Origin of the sequence: Bacillus sp. FSL P2-0099 (genome assembly GCF_038007445.1) — a bacterium.
GTDB classification, from domain to species: Bacteria; Bacillota; Bacilli; order Bacillales; family Bacillaceae_G; genus Bacillus_A; species Bacillus_A mycoides.
The window spans coordinates 519,156-536,289 of sequence record NZ_JBBOXE010000001.1 but is presented as its reverse complement, the minus strand read 5'-3'; the positions used below and the strand labels follow the sequence as shown (position 1 = coordinate 536,289).

The following is a 17,134-nucleotide window of genomic DNA, read 5'->3' as shown; positions in this document are numbered from 1 at the left end:
CACAATACACATAATATCAATACTTACATAGGTCACGCAATGAACACGCTCACATAAATTACAAAAATACAACGTTTGTGACAATATTGTGTCGCCTTTTGTCACAAATTATTAAAAAAAGAAGCTCCTATGTAGGAACTTCTTTTAACTTACTGCTTTTTCACGGGCATTTTTTAACATGGATTGCTCTGTTTTTATATCATGGCGAATTACTAATTTCTCACTAACTGCTTGCACATATTCATCATGATTTATATACCCTTCTTTCTCCATTAGCCTTAAAACTACATTCCGTCTCTCAACTGCTTTATCATAATTTTGTGCAGGTGAGTAATAAGCCGGTGCTTTTACTATAGCAGCCATCATTGCACTTTCAGCCAGTGTTAATTGATCCACTTTTTTACCGAAGTAAAGGTTTGCTGCTTTTTCAATCCCCCATGCGCCTTCTCCGTAGTAAATATTACTTACATACAATTTTAATATCTCATCCTTTGTGAATGTACGTTCAATCTTTTTCGTATAAAAAATTTCTTTCCACTTACGGGAAAATGTACGTTCATTAGATAAGAAAGCATTTTTAGATAACTGCTGTGTAATCGTGCTTCCTCCTTGCACAACACCACCAGCTTTTATATTCTCAATAGACGCCCTGATAATCGCTATATAGTCTAAACCGTTATGATGATAAAATCTTTTATCTTCCGTCGCAATAAATGCGTGTGTTAATGATTCTGGCACCTCTAAATTAGCAGGTACATGCAATTTACTAATATCACTTCGCTCAATCATTACATTTCCAACGAATAATAATGCAAAACTTAACAATAATAATAATATAATGGCTTTATAAAGAAATTTAGTTAATGGATTTAATGCAACTTTTTGATGATAGTTCACTCTAGATAATACTCGTTCTTTCATCTCGAACACCTCTTTTCCACACAGCATATAACTCTTAATTTAAGAATACCTTGTTATAAAAGAATATCCCATCGATTTCTCTTACACCTACCTTACAACATTGTAAGGTGTAAAAATGTATTGTATCACAGTCCCTTTTTATCTACTATTCATATGAAATATTGAATATACATTTATTTATCACACTATTTATAGGAAGTAGGACTCTCCTTAATTTCACTTTATTCTTTTATTATATCAGTTTATACATTTATACTTTTAAACATCTAGCAATCTAATTATATACGATATATCACCATTATACAGAACGAACGTTCTATAAATCAATACTAGCTTTCGGATTATCTCGCTATTTGTGTGCAGTAAGAATTCTCCCTCAAAACTTGGCTAAAGCTAGGAAATTAGGTGGTAGTCCTGCTTCCTCCACCAATTATTAGCCTACACTTTATTATTGTGACCTTTTTCTGAAACAGTATACATAAAGAAAAGGTTAGCAATTTGAGCTGTCCTCAAATAACTAACCTTTTCTTTACAACCTTCCTATAAGATTATATGGCTGAACTTCCCATGTTTCGTATGGAATAAAATGCATTGCTTTCATCGCATCAAGTGTCCTTGATTTCATATGAGGACGCGTTATATACTCATCAATGTTCTCTTCGTTTAAAGCAACAAATTTAGCCTCTTGTATTTCTTCAGATTGAATTTTTATTTCACCACTAACATATGCTACTTTAAAAACAACAGCTACAACATGCATAGAAGCATTATAATAAATCCCTGTAACTCCGATAGGCTTCACAGTTAATCCTGTTTCCTCCATTATTTCTCTGCAAACAGCTTGATCGAGCGCTTCCCCTTCTTCTACCTGTCCTCCAGGCATTTCCCACGTATCTGCTCGCCAGTGCACTTTCGTTAAAAGCACCTCATTCTTTTCATTTGTTAAATAACCTGCTACGGCAACAATATGCTTTGGTGTTTTATGCTCCACAGAAATACCTCCTAGAAATATGATTATTTAAAATACAAACCTATAACCATATTCCCTAGCAGCTACAAAATACCTTTAATACTTTACCACCTTAATTAACTCCATAAAAAAAGACCCTATCCGTTAAAGGAAAGGGTCTTCTGTCTTATATTATTCCCCTAAGTCTACGTTGTGGTAAACTTGCTGTACATCTTCTAAATCTTCTAATGCATCAACCATTTTTTCAAATTGTACTTGAGCATCTTCAGGAAGTTCCACATCACTTTGTGCAAGCATTGTTAATTCTGCAACTGTAAATTCTTCAACACCAGCACCTTTAAGTGCAGATTGTACTGAATGGAACTGATCAGGTTCAGCATAAACGATAACAGAATCTTCTTCTTCTAGAATGTCACGTGCATCTACATCTGCTTCCATTAAGATTTCAAGAACTTCATCTGATGTTTTACCTTCAAGACCGATAACAGCTGTCGCATCAAACATGTAAGCGACAGAACCGTTTACACCCATGTTACCACTGTTTTTGCTAAATGCAGCTCGTACATCTGCTGCAGTACGGTTTACGTTATTTGTCAGTGTATCTACAATTACCATAGATCCGTTTGGTCCAAAGCCTTCATAACGAAGCTCGTCATAGTTTTCTTCTGAACCGCCTTTTGCCTTTTCAATCGCACGGTCAATAATTGTTCTTGGCACGTTGTATGTTTTCGCACGTTCTAATACAACTCTTAACGTTTGGTTTGATTCTGGATCTGGCTCGCCTTGTTTTGCTGCCACATAAATTTCACGTCCAAATTTCGCGTATATACGGCTTGTATTTGCATCTTTTGATGCTTTTTTTTCTTTAATATTGTTCCATTTACGGCCCATACTTTCCACTCTCTTTCCCATTTTAAATCTACATAAAAATATTAATATGAAATATAATGTGTATTCAACACATTTTTAAAAGAAATATAAAAAGTTCATTTTTGATTCATATTACAGACATAATATAAATCACTATCATTTTGTTCTTTCGACAAGTTATATTATACATGAATTCCTAAGTTTATTACGAATTTTAGAATCACATAGCATAATTTAACAAAAAAAAAACTAACATTTCTGTTAGGGTCTTTTTAGGTGACATTTATATAGAGTGCTACCCTTAAAATCCTTTATTTTAAAGCATTTTAAAAATTTTGAGCTTCTTTAAACATGATAAATTAAAATGAAACGGAGCCAAAATGGAATCATATTAAATAACTGACACCTTTTATTTTCATTTCTCTCCCTTGATTAAATTTATCATATTTCATTTATTACTGTGATGATTTATTTTATTATTTCTCGCTAAACAATAAGAAACAGGGCAAAGCTGCCATTTCCTTTTAAAGATTTGTTATGTAGTATGTTATGAACTATTCATTATCAAACTAAAGCTATTCCTTTTCATTCCTCTATTAATTCCATAATATTACCATAATTACTTTCTATTGCTGTATAATTAAAATAGGAAAAAATTTGAAGAAAAGATAGGGGAGAGTAATTATGACACATTCAAGTGAGAAAAAAGCACATGGTTTTAAAGGAATAGGAGAGAAGTTAAACCCAACTATCTATCAAGTGAGATTCATGAAATTGGATGGTCCAATTCACTTTGATTCGTTCCCTAAATTAAAGGAATTAGGGGACTGGTTGAGTACTTCAACGCAAATATGGTCGTGTCACTCAACTATGTACAAGTACAACAGAGAAGAGTTTGAAAAGAAGTTTTTCGAAATTACGAAATTACCAGCTGATAATGTGGTAATTTCAACTGGTGGTATCGAATTTAACTTCATGTCACCAGGGTGGAGAGATTCTCTCTAGGGTGCTCGAAAAAATTCTTGTATATGTAATATTCTACTGAAATTTTATCCTTTTAATACTTCATAGTTTCTTCCAACTGTATCTAAAGTTCGTCACTTACTCACCGCACACTACCCCAACGCACTATTAGTGCTTATTTTGTAGTGTGAAGAAAACAAAAAAAAACTCTACACAATTAGTGTAGAGCCTTGATGTTACGCCGTTCATGATACCGATGGTCGGGGTCGAACCGACACTCCCGAAGGAACACGATTTTGAGTCGTGCGCGTCTGCCAATTCCGCCACATCGGCATAAAAGAAAGGCGGCAACCGGATTTGAACCGGTGGTAAAGGTTTTGCAGACCTCTGCCTTACCACTTGGCTATGCCGCCATATGAAGTTAAAATGGAGCGGAAGACGGGATTCGAACCCGCGACCCCAACCTTGGCAAGGTTGTATTCTACCACTGAACTACTTCCGCAAAAATGGCTGGGCTAGCTGGATTCGAACCAGCGCATGACGGAGTCAAAGTCCGTTGCCTTACCGCTTGGCTATAGCCCACCGAAGTTTTACTTAATTATATGTAAGTATCCATTAATTTATTTGTAATTTTTTAAAAAATAAAAATGGGGCGACTGATGGGAATTGAACCCACGAATGCCGGAGCCACAATCCGGTGCGTTAACCACTTCGCCACAACCGCCATGTTGTGTTTATATATTTGGCAGGGGCAGTAGGAATTGAACCCACACTGGAGGTTTTGGAGACCTCAGTTCTACCTTTAAACTATGCCCCTATGTAAAATGGTGGAGGGGGGCAGATTCGAACTGCCGAACCCGAAGGAGCGGATTTACAGTCCGCCGCGTTTAGCCACTTCGCTACCCCTCCGAAACTTACATGGTGCCGGCTAGAGGACTTGAACCCCCAACCTACTGATTACAAGTCAGTTGCTCTACCAATTGAGCTAAGCCGGCATATTTTATTAAAATGGTGGCTCGGGACGGAATCGAACCGCCGACACGAGGATTTTCAGTCCTCTGCTCTACCGACTGAGCTACCGAGCCTTATTAAAATGGCGGTCCCGACCGGGGTCGAACCGGCGATCTCCTGCGTGACAGGCAGGCATGTTAACCACTACACCACGGGACCATTTGGTTGCGGGGACAGGATTTGAACCTGCGACCTTCGGGTTATGAGCCCGACGAGCTACCGTACTGCTCCACCCCGCGACAATATTATTTATATAGTTATATGATAAGTGTTAGCAACCACATTACGAGAATGTTTGGTTGCGGGGACAGGATTTGAACCTGCGACCTTCGGGTTATGAGCCCGACGAGCTACCGTACTGCTCCACCCCGCGACAATATTATTCATATAATTTATATGGTGGAGGATGACGGGATCGAACCGCCGACCCCCTGCTTGTAAGGCAGGTGCTCTCCCAGCTGAGCTAATCCTCCAAAAGTGGTGACCCGTACGGGATTCGAACCCGTGTTACCGCCGTGAAAGGGCGGTGTCTTAACCACTTGACCAACGGGCCAAATATTATAAATTCCTTATGGCGGAGAGCAAGGGATTCGAACCCTTGATACGCTTGTGACGTATACACGATTTCCAATCGTGCTCCTTCGGCCAACTCGGACAGCTCTCCAATGGCTCCGCAGGTAGGAATCGAACCTACGACCGATCGGTTAACAGCCGATAGCTCTACCGCTGAGCTACTGCGGAATAATATTGCCTGGCAACGTCCTACTCTCACAGGGACAAGGTCCCAACTACCATCGGCGCTAGAGAGCTTAACTTCCGTGTTCGGTATGGGAACGGGTGTGACCTCTCTGCCATCATTACCAGACATTATTCTTTTGAGACAATCATTATTATAACTTATTCACTCTAAAAGTCAATAAGTTTTTTATATTCTCTCAAAACTAGATAACATTGCTTCATATTATATGGTTAAGTCCTCGATCTATTAGTATTCGTCAGCTCCACATGTCACCATGCTTCCACCTCGAACCTATCAACCTGATCATCTTTCAGGGATCTTACTAGCTTACGCTATGGGAAATCTCATCTTGAGGGGGGCTTCATGCTTAGATGCTTTCAGCACTTATCCCTTCCGCACATAGCTACCCAGCTATGCCCTTGGCAGAACAACTGGTACACCAGCGGTGCGTCCATCCCGGTCCTCTCGTACTAAGGACAGCTCCTCTCAAATTTCCTGCGCCCACGACGGATAGGGACCGAACTGTCTCACGACGTTCTGAACCCAGCTCGCGTACCGCTTTAATGGGCGAACAGCCCAACCCTTGGGACCGACTACAGCCCCAGGATGCGATGAGCCGACATCGAGGTGCCAAACCTCCCCGTCGATGTGGACTCTTGGGGGAGATAAGCCTGTTATCCCCGGGGTAGCTTTTATCCGTTGAGCGATGGCCCTTCCATGCGGAACCACCGGATCACTAAGCCCGACTTTCGTCCCTGCTCGACTTGTAGGTCTCGCAGTCAAGCTCCCTTATGCCTTTGCACTCTACGAATGATTTCCAACCATTCTGAGGGAACCTTTGGGCGCCTCCGTTACACTTTAGGAGGCGACCGCCCCAGTCAAACTGCCCACCTGACACTGTCTCCCGGGTCGATAAGACCCGTAGGTTAGAATTTCAATACAGTCAGGGCGGTATCCCACCAGCGCCTCCACCGAAGCTAGCGCTCCGGTTTCAATGGCTCCCGCCTATCCTGTACAAACTGTACCAAAATTCAATATCAGGCTACAGTAAAGCTCCACGGGGTCTTTCCGTCCTGTCGCGGGTAACCTGCATCTTCACAGGTACTATAATTTCACCGAGTCTCTGGTTGAGACAGTGCCCAAATCGTTACACCTTTCGTGCGGGTCGGAACTTACCCGACAAGGAATTTCGCTACCTTAGGACCGTTATAGTTACGGCCGCCGTTTACTGGGGCTTCAGTTCAGAGCTTCGCTTACGCTAACCCCTCTCCTTAACCTTCCAGCACCGGGCAGGTGTCAGCCCCTATACTTCGCCTTACGGCTTCGCAGAGACCTGTGTTTTTGCTAAACAGTCGCTTGGGCCTATTCACTGCGGCTTTCCGTTAAGAAAGCACCCCTTCTCCCGAAGTTACGGGGTCATTTTGCCGAGTTCCTTAACCAGAGTTCTCTCGCACACCTTAGGATTCTCTCCTCGCCTACCTGTGTCGGTTTGCGGTACAGGCACCTTTTATCTCGCTAGAAGCTTTTCTTGGCAGCGGGGAATCAAAGACTTCGCTCCATAAGGAGCTTCCCCATCACAGCTCAGCCTTCACGATAAGCGGATTTGCCTACTTATCAGCCTAACTGCTTGGACGTGCACAACCAATCGCACGCTTCTTCTATCCTTCTGCGTCCCTCCATTGCTCAAACGATAAAGAGGTGGTACAGGAATATCAACCTGTTGTCCATCGCCTACGCCTGTCGGCCTCGGCTTAGGTCCTGACTAACCCTGAGCGGACGAGCCTTCCTCAGGAAACCTTAGGCATTCGGTGGACGGGATTCTCACCCGTCTTTCGCTACTCATACCGGCATTCTCACTTCTAAGCGCTCCACCAGTCCTTCCGGTCTGACTTCACTGCACTTAGAACGCTCCCCTACCACTGATACCATTGGTATCAATTCGCAGCTTCGGTGGTGTATTTAGCCCCGGTACATTTTCGGCGCAGAGTCACTCGACTAGTGAGCTATTACGCACTCTTTAAATGGTGGCTGCTTCTGAGCCAACATCCTAGTTGTCTAAGCAACTCCACATCCTTTTCCACTTAATACACACTTTGGGACCTTAGCTGGCGATCTGGGCTGTTTCCCTCTTGACTACGGATCTTATCACTCGCAGTCTGACTCCTAAGGATAAGTCATTGGCATTCGGAGTTTGACTGAATTCGGTAATCCGATGAGGACCCCTAGTTCAATCAGTGCTCTACCTCCAAGACTCTTACACTTAAGGCTAGCCCTAAAGCTATTTCGGGGAGAACCAGCTATCTCCAGGTTCGATTGGAATTTCTCCGCTACCCACACCTCATCCCCGCACTTTTCAACGTGCGTGGGTTCGGGCCTCCATTCAGTGTTACCTGAACTTCACCCTGGACATGGGTAGATCACCTGGTTTCGGGTCTACGACCACGTACTAAACGCCCTATTCAGACTCGCTTTCGCTGCGGCTCCGCCTCTTCAGCTTAACCTCGCACGGGATCGTAACTCGCCGGTTCATTCTACAAAAGGCACGCCATCACCCATTAACGGGCTCTGACTATTTGTAGGCACACGGTTTCAGGATCTCTTTCACTCCCCTTCCGGGGTGCTTTTCACCTTTCCCTCACGGTACTGGTTCACTATCGATCACTAGGGAGTATTTAGCCTTGGGAGATGGTCCTCCCAGATTCCGACGGAATTTCACGTGTTCCGCCGTACTCAGGATACATTCAAGAGAGAACGAAGTTTCGACTACGGGGTTATTACCCTCTGTGACGGACCTTTCCAGGTCGCTTCGTCTACCTCGTTCCTTTGTAACTCCGTATAGAATGTCCTACAACCCCAAGAGGCAAGCCTCTTGGTTTGGGCTAGATTCCGTTTCGCTCGCCGCTACTCAGGAAATCGCATTTGCTTTCTCTTCCTCCAGGTACTTAGATGTTTCAGTTCCCTGGGTCTGTCTTCCATACCCTATGTATTCAGGTAAGGATACCATACCATTACGTATAGTGGGTTTCCCCATTCGGAAATCTTCGGATCAAAGCTTACTTACAGCTCCCCGAAGCATATCGGCGTTAGTCCCGTCCTTCATCGACTCCTAGTGTCAAGGCATCCACCGTGCGCCCTTTCTAACTTAACCAAACTAAAATTAAAAAAATATGAGCTACACTGTTATCTAGTTTTCAAAGAACATACATTTAAACTTGAGAGATAGTTCTCTCAAAACTGAACGAAACAAAACAAGTCAACGTTTATTGATGAACTGCGTTCATCAATTCTCCATAGAAAGGAGGTGATCCAGCCGCACCTTCCGATACGGCTACCTTGTTACGACTTCACCCCAATCATCTGTCCCACCTTAGGCGGCTGGCTCCATAAAGGTTACCCCACCGACTTCGGGTGTTACAAACTCTCGTGGTGTGACGGGCGGTGTGTACAAGGCCCGGGAACGTATTCACCGCGGCATGCTGATCCGCGATTACTAGCGATTCCAGCTTCATGTAGGCGAGTTGCAGCCTACAATCCGAACTGAGAACGGTTTTATGAGATTAGCTCCACCTCGCGGTCTTGCAGCTCTTTGTACCGTCCATTGTAGCACGTGTGTAGCCCAGGTCATAAGGGGCATGATGATTTGACGTCATCCCCACCTTCCTCCGGTTTGTCACCGGCAGTCACCTTAGAGTGCCCAACTTAATGATGGCAACTAAGATCAAGGGTTGCGCTCGTTGCGGGACTTAACCCAACATCTCACGACACGAGCTGACGACAACCATGCACCACCTGTCACTCTGCTCCCGAAGGAGAAGCTCTATCTCTAGAGTTTTCAGAGGATGTCAAGACCTGGTAAGGTTCTTCGCGTTGCTTCGAATTAAACCACATGCTCCACCGCTTGTGCGGGCCCCCGTCAATTCCTTTGAGTTTCAGCCTTGCGGCCGTACTCCCCAGGCGGAGTGCTTAATGCGTTAACTTCAGCACTAAAGGGCGGAAACCCTCTAACACTTAGCACTCATCGTTTACGGCGTGGACTACCAGGGTATCTAATCCTGTTTGCTCCCCACGCTTTCGCGCCTCAGTGTCAGTTACAGACCAGAAAGTCGCCTTCGCCACTGGTGTTCCTCCATATCTCTACGCATTTCACCGCTACACATGGAATTCCACTTTCCTCTTCTGCACTCAAGTCTCCCAGTTTCCAATGACCCTCCACGGTTGAGCCGTGGGCTTTCACATCAGACTTAAGAAACCACCTGCGCGCGCTTTACGCCCAATAATTCCGGATAACGCTTGCCACCTACGTATTACCGCGGCTGCTGGCACGTAGTTAGCCGTGGCTTTCTGGTTAGGTACCGTCAAGGTGCCAGCTTATTCAACTAGCACTTGTTCTTCCCTAACAACAGAGTTTTACGACCCGAAAGCCTTCATCACTCACGCGGCGTTGCTCCGTCAGACTTTCGTCCATTGCGGAAGATTCCCTACTGCTGCCTCCCGTAGGAGTCTGGGCCGTGTCTCAGTCCCAGTGTGGCCGATCACCCTCTCAGGTCGGCTACGCATCGTCGCCTTGGTGAGCCGTTACCTCACCAACTAGCTAATGCGACGCGGGTCCATCCATAAGTGACAGCCGAAGCCGCCTTTCAATTTCGAACTATGCAGTTCAAAATATTATCCGGTATTAGCCCCGGTTTCCCGGAGTTATCCCAGTCTTATGGGTAGGTTACCCACGTGTTACTCACCCGTCCGCCGCTAACTTCATAAGAGCAAGCTCTTAATCCATTCGCTCGACTTGCATGTATTAGGCACGCCGCCAGCGTTCATCCTGAGCCAGGATCAAACTCTCCAATAAAGTTAGTTTGTCTAGCATCTAAAAATAAAAATTGACGTTCACGTTGTTTGTTTCGTTCAGTTTTCAAAGAACTACTTCGCCGCTCAATTGCGACTTCCTTATGTTAACATCTTCGTTTTTCGATGTCAACTAAGTTTTTCAAATTTCTTTCTTGTCGTTTACTGCGTTTCCGCATCAGCGACGTTTATTAATATATCACGCAGTATATATAGGGTCAATACTTTTTCTGAAAAAATTTCACATCCCGTTAAAAAACTAAATTAACTATAGAAAAAAATTACTACTCCTCTTTTATAGACATGCTCCTTCAACCTAATCTCTTTCTGTATTGCATCTTAAAAGAAAACACTACTGTTCTTTAATAAGTGATAAATTTAATCATCACCTTCGTTTTCGTAAAATATTCTAAATTGTGTGTTATATTATTCCTATAGGAGTGTGGTTGGAATGGGTATTAAATATTCGAACAAAATTAATAAAATCCGAACCTTTGCATTGAGTTTAGTATTTATCGGCCTCTTCATTGCATACTTAGGTGTCTTTTTTCGCGAAAACATCATTATTATGACAACCTTTATGATGGTTGGTTTTTTAGCTGTCATCGCTAGCACTGTTGTTTACTTTTGGATTGGTATGTTATCTACAAAAACGATACAAATTATTTGTCCAAGCTGCGATAAACCAACAAAAATGCTCGGTCGTGTCGACGCATGTATGCATTGCAATCAACCTTTAACACTTGATCGAAATCTAGAAGGAAAAGAATTTGATGAGAAATATAATAAGAAGAGTTATAAATCATAGGTATATGGAGCTTACAAAACTAAAGAAGTTTCATCTCATTAAAAAGGTGATTTCTTAACTAAGAAATCACCTCTTGTATTTGTTCTTATTAAATTTGATTCTTCACTTAACATTTTAAATCCTCATGAGTCTAACACGATTCCCATATATAATAAAGAAAGAGGTCGACGTATAGCCGTCAGCCTCTTTCTTTTTATTATATATTACGCCTTATGACACTCTGGACAAACGCCATAAATTTCTAAGCGATGACTATTAATAACGAAGCCTGTCGTTTTTGCAGCTTCCTCTTCAAGCTGTTCCAATCCTCCATAAGGAAAATCAACAATCTTACCACATTTTTCGCAAATCACATGATAATGTTGACTTGTAACATAATCAAATCTACTTGAAGCATCCCCATAAGTTAATTCCTTTACAAGTCCAACTTCTTTAAACACACGTAAGTTATTATAGACAGTTGCAACACTCATATTTGGAAACTTACCTTCTAATGCTTTATAAATGTCATCCGCTGTTGGGTGCGTCATAGATTCCACAAGGTACTCTAAAATAGCATGACGCTGTGGAGTAATGCGTACACCCGTATTTTTCAGCATTTCTAGCGCTTCTTTTAATTCTTCTTTGACCACCGTCATGCACCCCGATTCTATACGGATTATTATTTTATAATTCTTATAAAGAGTGTACTCTTTTTCTTATAAATCGTCAATATTTCTACTATAAGTATGTGGTTTATTTTCGTATATAGCCTTATTCTTATGTATCTTCCCCCATTCCCTATACATTTACATAGAAAAAAGTGCGACATAATCGCACTTGGAATACTATCATCTGAGGAGGTATGCCCTACACTTTCACTTTATGTATCGCAAGAAAATATGTATAGACGCATGCCTTACATATGTATTTTTTCTCCTCATTAATATAGATTTATTTTATATAAGAAAGAACATCCTCAATATGCCCTTTCACTTTCACTTTACGCCACTCATTTACAAGCTCACCGTCTTTATTAATAAGGAATGTAGAACGCTCAATTCCCATGTACTCTTTTCCGAAGTTCTTTTTCAGCTTCCAAACATCGTACAATTCTGCTACTTTATGATCTTCGTCTACTAAAAGTACAAATGGAAGCTCATGCTTCTCAATGAATTTCATATGTCTATTTGCTGAATCTGGACTTACACCAAGTATAACCGTATCCTTCTCTTGAAATAATCCATATGCATCACGAAAATCACATGCTTCAGTTGTACATCCCGGAGTCATATCTTTCGGATAAAAATATAGGACTACATTTTTACCGCGAAAGTCAGCTAAGCGAATTTGTTCTCCGTTACTTCCTTCTAATGTAAATTCTGGTGCCATTTCTCCTACTGTAATCATTGTTATCACTCCTTCTCTTTTCTTTTACTATATCAAATGCGACCTTATTTTTCATTGTCTATTACAGATCTCATCACAAAGGCAAACGGTAATGTATATCCAATTAGCGCTTCTCCAATTGCAATCCATCTTCCGATTCCAATCGGAGCTATATCACCATATCCAACGGACAATAAAGTAACCGCGCTAAAATATAAACATATTTCAACAAGCTGAAAGGAATGAGCACTTAACCTATCCCCATCTTCTTTCAAAACTGCAAAACCCATTTCCTCTAGCACAACATAACTTAATCCAAACGCAATCAGTACCGTTGTATAAATCAAAAACAACGTAGCTAAATTGTACAGCGAAAAGAAACGATTGGAATTTGAATATGAACTCCATAATAATTGGACACTTCTCAAAATAGCGATTGCTGCAATTAATAGAATAAATCCCCATAACATGTCCTCCACCTCGTTTTATATGTATGAGGACTGTAGCTGATTTATCCCTTAGAAACGAACAAGCTTCTATAATTAATTTCCTGCACCACGATATCTTTTAACCCCTTGATTCCAGAGGGTAATTGCAATAGTAAAACAGATAACACCAACAATTGGAGTTGCGAAAGCATAGCTATTCCACTCTGTTTTTCTTAAAAAGTATGCTGCTGGATATACCCCAACAAATGCAAACGGTAAAACAAACGTTAAAACAAAGCGAATAACACGGTTATAAATATCAACAGGGTAGCGTCCATAATTCCCTATGTTATACATAAGCGGCATAATGGAACTTTTCGCATCCGACCAAAAGCCAAAACTTGCAAGCGTAACAAATATCCCGCCGTACACAAGTGCCCCTCCCCCTACCATGAGTAGGAATAAGAAGAAATCATACCAGTAAAAAGATAATTGCAGCTCCATTGCTGCATAACCCATCACAATAATCCCCGTAATAGCTCCAATTAAAGATTCAAGTTCCATTCTTTCTAATATAATTTGAAATAAACTATGAATCGGTCTCGTTAATATACGGTCCATTTCTCCTTTAATAATGTAACGATCATTAAAGTCCCATATATTAAAGAAAGCTGAAAAAATGGCAAACGGTACTAAAAAGAACCCATAAATAAAGATCACTTCTTCTCGGCTCCACCCTTTTAGTGCTTGGGTATGCCCAAACACAACGAGAATGAAGATTAAATTAACAGCTTGTAGTGATAAATCTGAAAGTAATCCGACGATAAAATCGCCACGATACTCCAATTTTGTTTTTATATATTGACTTGCATATTGCAAAAATAATTTTATATATATCATCTCGTCATCCCCCTTGTACGATTAGACGTTTTCTCGCCGTTTTCCACATCAGTACAATTGGAATAATAAGTATAATTGCCCAAATCACTTGAAATAATAAAGCTTCATATAACTTATTTCCTTGTATACCTTCAGAGAAAATCATACTCGGAATATAACTAATTGCTTGAAACGGTAAAAAAACCATTGCTTTTTGGGCCCATAACGGATAAAAACTAATCGGTAATAATAAACCAGAAAATAAATCGATAACAACACGTTTCGCATACATAATTCCACTATTATTAAATAAGAAGAATGTAAGCATTCCTGTCATTAAATTTATTTGTGTATTAATGATAAAACTAAATATTAAAGATAAGAAGAAATATAACCACGTTTGAAAATTTGTTGTAATTTGTAATGAAAATAATAACGTAACAATAACCATACCCGGAATTGAAAAGAAAGCAAAACGAAATATCCCTTCTCCAAGCCCTTGCATAACTTTCATACCTAAATAGTTATATGGACGAATTAGCTCTACCGCCACACGTCCTTCTTGAATTTCCATCGCAATTTCTCTATCTATATTATTGAAATAAAAAGCGCGTGCCATCCATGCGATCGCAATATACGTAGTCATTTGCGAAATAGATAAACTTTCAATATTCTCTTTCCCGCTATAAATTGCTTGCCATAAAAAATAATACGCACCAATGTTAATCGTATAAATTAAAATCCCGCTGTAATAATTTGTACGATAAGCAAGCATCATTAAAAAGCGAATCCGAATCATTTCAATATACTTACCCATGCATAATACCTTCTTCATAAATGTTACGAATAATTTCCTCTGTAGACACTTCGTTAATTTTCAAATCTTTAATTTGAAAGGCTTGTACTACTTTAGAAATCAACATAGAAATGATAACTTCTTCATTCGGTATTTTTGCAACCCATGCGTTTTCTTCTTTCGTTTTTGACCAAACAACATGACTATCCGGCATAACCATTGATAACTCCTGGTATGAAACTGGGGCAACAAACTGAAAATGTATTTCCTTCTCTACTCCCCACTGCGTACGAAGATTATCTAAAGATCCGTCATACATAATATTCCCTTCATCAAGCATGATGACGCGTTCACATAAAGCTTCGATATCAGTAATATCATGTGTCGTTAATAAAATTGTTGTTTTATAACGTTCATTCATCTCTTTTAAGAATTCTCGTATTTTCAATTTCACAAGAACATCTAGTCCAATTGTTGGCTCATCTAAAAATAATAACGGCGGATTATGAATTAACGCCGCTGCCAATTCACAACGCATTCTTTGACCAAGAGATAATTTCCGTACCGGTTTATCTAATAAAGGACCGATATCTAACGTTTCAATAACATGTTCCATATGTTCCTTATACTGAGCGTCTGATACACCGTACACTTTCTTCAATAAACGAAATGATTCTTGTACAGCAATATCCCACCAAAGCTGGGAACGCTGACCAAACACAACGCCGATTGTTCTTACAAATTCTTCTCTCTGTTTGTGTGGATTCATTCCATTCACTGTAATTTGTCCTGATGTCGGAGTCAAAATCCCTGTAAGCATTTTAATCGTCGTTGATTTACCAGCACCATTCTCACCAATATAACCAACCATTTCACCTTGCTTTACAGTAAAAGAAACATCATTTACTGCTGGTACTATTTTATAATTACGATTTAATAAATCGCGAAATGCACCCTTTAATCCCGGACGACTTGAATAAGCTGTAAACTCTTTACGTAACCCTTGTACCTCAATTACCGATTTCATAATCGGACCCCCTTCCTAAATGTCACAACGAATAGTTTACCCAACTGCTCCTTCTATCACAAACAATACGTCTTTTCAAAAAACATGTTAGAATAATACATAGATTTTTGTAAGGAGATGAATTGTAGTGAATTTCACAAAATCAGAAGCGTTACATAAAGAAGCTTTAGAACATATCGTTGGTGGTGTTAATAGTCCTTCCCGTTCTTTTAAAGCAGTTGGAGGCGGTTCTCCTGTTGCAATGGAACGCGGAAAAGGTGCTTATTTCTGGGATGTAGATGGAAATAAATATATCGACTATTTAGCAGCGTATGGCCCTATTATTACTGGACATGCTCACCCACACGTGACAGAAGCAATTAAAACAGCGGCTGAAAACGGCGTACTATACGGTACTCCAACAGCATTAGAAGTAAAATTCGCAAAAATGTTAAAAGAAGCAATGCCCGCTTTAGATAAAGTTCGCTTCGTGAACTCTGGTACAGAATCCGTTATGACAACCATTCGTGTTGCTCGTGCTTACACTGGCCGCACAAAAATTATGAAATTCGCTGGTTGTTACCACGGTCATTCCGATTTAGTACTTGTAGCAGCTGGCTCTGGTCCTTCTACTCTTGGAATTCCTGATTCAGCGGGTGTGCCACAAAGTATCGCTCAAGAAGTTATTACTGTTCCGTTTAATAATGTAGAAACTTTAAAAGAAGCGTTAGATAAATGGGGACATGAAGTAGCAGCTATCCTTGTAGAGCCAATCGTTGGAAACTTCGGTATTGTTGAGCCAAAACCTGGCTTCCTTGAAAAAGTTAACGAACTTGTTCACGAAGCTGGTGCACTAGTAATTTATGATGAAGTTATTACTGCTTTCCGCTTTATGTATGGCGGCGCTCAAGACTTACTTGGCGTAACCCCAGATTTAACAGCACTTGGTAAAGTTATCGGCGGTGGACTTCCAATTGGTGCTTACGGTGGTAAGAAAGAAATTATGGAACAAGTTGCACCGCTCGGTCCTGCATACCAAGCTGGTACAATGGCTGGGAACCCTGCTTCTATGGCATCAGGGATTGCCTGCCTAGAAGTACTTCAACAAGAAGGCGTATACGAGAAATTAGATGCACTTGGCGCAATGCTTGAAAAAGGAATTTTAGATCAAGCTACAAAACATAACATCGATATTACAGTAAACCGTCTAAAGGGTGCATTAACTGTATACTTCACAACAAATACAATTGAAGATTACGATGCAGCCAAAAATACAGATGGTGAAATGTTCGGTAGATTCTTCAAGCTGATGCTTCAAGAAGGTATTAATTTAGCACCTTCTAAATATGAAGCATGGTTCTTAACGACAGAACATACAAAAGAAGATATTGAATATACAATTGAAGCTGTTGGCAGAGCATTTTCTACCCTAGCGAACAATAAATAATCTCTTCATTACAAAAGGAAAAAAGAAAGCCCATCTTTCTTTTTTCCTTTTTTCTATTTCATAAATCCCTCATTAATAGTATAATT

The 17,134-nt window shown here is 40.6% G+C and carries 12 protein-coding genes, 16 tRNA genes and 3 rRNA genes; 3 read left to right on the top strand and 28 right to left on the bottom strand.

Going from position 1 to position 17,134, the window contains the following annotated elements:
* Positions 1-144: 144 nt before the first annotated feature.
* The 3 genes from MKY90_RS02800 to MKY90_RS02790 all read right to left on the bottom strand — a co-directional run bounded on the left by MKY90_RS02800 (position 145) and on the right by MKY90_RS02790 (position 2,782).
* Positions 145-921 carry a transglycosylase domain-containing protein gene (locus tag MKY90_RS02800; RefSeq protein WP_002029649.1) on the bottom strand — a complete coding sequence of 259 codons (777 nt, stop codon included), beginning with the start codon at positions 919-921 and terminating at the stop codon, positions 145-147.
* Positions 922-1,450: 529 nt separating this feature from the next.
* Entirely contained in the window at positions 1,451-1,912 is a 462-nt protein-coding gene (locus MKY90_RS02795) for an NUDIX hydrolase (protein WP_341090271.1), read from the bottom strand.
* A gap of 150 nt (positions 1,913-2,062) precedes the next feature.
* Entirely contained in the window at positions 2,063-2,782 is a 720-nt protein-coding gene (locus MKY90_RS02790; protein ID WP_002113875.1) for a YebC/PmpR family DNA-binding transcriptional regulator, read from the bottom strand.
* 663 nt (positions 2,783-3,445) lie between these two features.
* Here MKY90_RS02790 and MKY90_RS02785 point away from each other — a divergent pair.
* Positions 3,446-3,766: a DUF3884 family protein gene (locus tag MKY90_RS02785; RefSeq protein WP_098167697.1), complete on the top strand. Its 321-nt coding sequence runs from the start codon at positions 3,446-3,448 to the stop codon at positions 3,764-3,766.
* Between the two features lie 209 nt (positions 3,767-3,975).
* Here the strand turns inward: MKY90_RS02785 and MKY90_RS02780 are convergent.
* The 19 genes from MKY90_RS02780 to MKY90_RS02690 all read right to left on the bottom strand — a co-directional run bounded on the left by MKY90_RS02780 (position 3,976) and on the right by MKY90_RS02690 (position 10,320).
* Positions 3,976-4,057, bottom strand: a tRNA-Leu gene (locus MKY90_RS02780).
* Between the two features lie 9 nt (positions 4,058-4,066).
* Positions 4,067-4,137, bottom strand: a tRNA-Cys gene (locus MKY90_RS02775).
* 14 nt (positions 4,138-4,151) lie between these two features.
* Positions 4,152-4,226 (bottom strand) — tRNA-Gly (locus MKY90_RS02770).
* Between the two features lie 5 nt (positions 4,227-4,231).
* Positions 4,232-4,306, bottom strand: a tRNA-Gln gene (locus MKY90_RS02765).
* Positions 4,307-4,372: 66 nt separating this feature from the next.
* Positions 4,373-4,448 (bottom strand) — tRNA-His (locus MKY90_RS02760).
* A gap of 19 nt (positions 4,449-4,467) precedes the next feature.
* Positions 4,468-4,541, bottom strand: a tRNA-Trp gene (locus MKY90_RS02755).
* An 8-nt stretch (positions 4,542-4,549) separates the two neighbouring features.
* A tRNA-Tyr gene (locus tag MKY90_RS02750) sits at positions 4,550-4,633 on the bottom strand.
* 10 nt (positions 4,634-4,643) lie between these two features.
* A tRNA-Thr gene (locus tag MKY90_RS02745) sits at positions 4,644-4,719 on the bottom strand.
* A 14-nt stretch (positions 4,720-4,733) separates the two neighbouring features.
* A tRNA-Phe gene (locus MKY90_RS02740) sits at positions 4,734-4,809 on the bottom strand.
* A 9-nt stretch (positions 4,810-4,818) separates the two neighbouring features.
* Positions 4,819-4,894: transfer RNA gene (locus MKY90_RS02735), tRNA-Asp, on the bottom strand.
* Between the two features lie 3 nt (positions 4,895-4,897).
* Positions 4,898-4,974, bottom strand: a tRNA-Met gene (locus MKY90_RS02730).
* A gap of 57 nt (positions 4,975-5,031) precedes the next feature.
* Positions 5,032-5,108 (bottom strand) — tRNA-Met (locus MKY90_RS02725).
* Between the two features lie 24 nt (positions 5,109-5,132).
* Positions 5,133-5,208 (bottom strand) — tRNA-Val (locus MKY90_RS02720).
* Positions 5,209-5,213: 5 nt separating this feature from the next.
* Positions 5,214-5,288: transfer RNA gene (locus MKY90_RS02715), tRNA-Glu, on the bottom strand.
* A gap of 19 nt (positions 5,289-5,307) precedes the next feature.
* Positions 5,308-5,399 (bottom strand) — tRNA-Ser (locus tag MKY90_RS02710).
* Between the two features lie 2 nt (positions 5,400-5,401).
* Positions 5,402-5,476 (bottom strand) — tRNA-Asn (locus tag MKY90_RS02705).
* A gap of 8 nt (positions 5,477-5,484) precedes the next feature.
* Positions 5,485-5,600, bottom strand: a 5S ribosomal RNA gene (gene rrf / locus MKY90_RS02700).
* A gap of 100 nt (positions 5,601-5,700) precedes the next feature.
* A 23S ribosomal RNA gene (locus MKY90_RS02695) occupies positions 5,701-8,622 on the bottom strand.
* Positions 8,623-8,768: 146 nt separating this feature from the next.
* Positions 8,769-10,320 (bottom strand): 16S ribosomal RNA (locus MKY90_RS02690).
* Together the 16S, 23S and 5S rRNA genes with 16 tRNA genes alongside form the textbook arrangement of a ribosomal RNA operon.
* Positions 10,321-10,767: 447 nt before the next feature.
* Here MKY90_RS02690 and MKY90_RS02685 point away from each other — a divergent pair.
* A complete protein-coding gene (locus tag MKY90_RS02685; protein ID WP_002125074.1) occupies positions 10,768-11,124 on the top strand; it encodes a YgzB family protein in 357 nt (118 codons plus the stop codon).
* A 203-nt stretch (positions 11,125-11,327) separates the two neighbouring features.
* Here MKY90_RS02685 and perR read toward each other — a convergent pair whose 3' ends face one another.
* The 6 genes from perR to MKY90_RS02655 all read right to left on the bottom strand — a co-directional run bounded on the left by perR (position 11,328) and on the right by MKY90_RS02655 (position 15,622).
* Entirely contained in the window at positions 11,328-11,756 is a 429-nt protein-coding gene (gene perR, locus MKY90_RS02680) for a peroxide-responsive transcriptional repressor PerR (RefSeq protein WP_000237831.1), read from the bottom strand.
* Between the two features lie 301 nt (positions 11,757-12,057).
* Positions 12,058-12,513 (bottom strand): thioredoxin-dependent thiol peroxidase, encoded by a 456-nt coding sequence (gene bcp / locus MKY90_RS02675; RefSeq protein WP_002029647.1) that lies wholly within the window; start codon positions 12,511-12,513, stop codon positions 12,058-12,060.
* A 44-nt stretch (positions 12,514-12,557) separates the two neighbouring features.
* Positions 12,558-12,962 (bottom strand): potassium channel family protein, encoded by a 405-nt coding sequence (locus MKY90_RS02670; protein ID WP_002125072.1) that lies wholly within the window; start codon positions 12,960-12,962, stop codon positions 12,558-12,560.
* Between the two features lie 72 nt (positions 12,963-13,034).
* Positions 13,035-13,820 (bottom strand): ABC transporter permease, encoded by a 786-nt coding sequence (locus MKY90_RS02665; protein WP_002125070.1) that lies wholly within the window; start codon positions 13,818-13,820, stop codon positions 13,035-13,037.
* A gap of 4 nt (positions 13,821-13,824) precedes the next feature.
* Positions 13,825-14,616 carry an ABC transporter permease gene (locus tag MKY90_RS02660; protein WP_002140292.1) on the bottom strand — a complete coding sequence of 264 codons (792 nt, stop codon included), beginning with the start codon at positions 14,614-14,616 and terminating at the stop codon, positions 13,825-13,827.
* On the bottom strand, positions 14,609-15,622 hold the full coding sequence (locus MKY90_RS02655) for an ABC transporter ATP-binding protein (protein ID WP_002029644.1): 1,014 nt from the start codon (positions 15,620-15,622) through the stop codon (positions 14,609-14,611). Before MKY90_RS02655 ends, MKY90_RS02660 begins: the two co-directional genes overlap by 8 nt.
* A gap of 127 nt (positions 15,623-15,749) precedes the next feature.
* Here MKY90_RS02655 and hemL point away from each other — a divergent pair, with 127 nt between their 5' ends.
* Positions 15,750-17,048 (top strand): glutamate-1-semialdehyde-2,1-aminomutase, encoded by a 1,299-nt coding sequence (hemL, locus tag MKY90_RS02650; RefSeq protein ID WP_002010346.1) that lies wholly within the window; start codon positions 15,750-15,752, stop codon positions 17,046-17,048.
* Positions 17,049-17,134 lie beyond the last annotated feature (86 nt).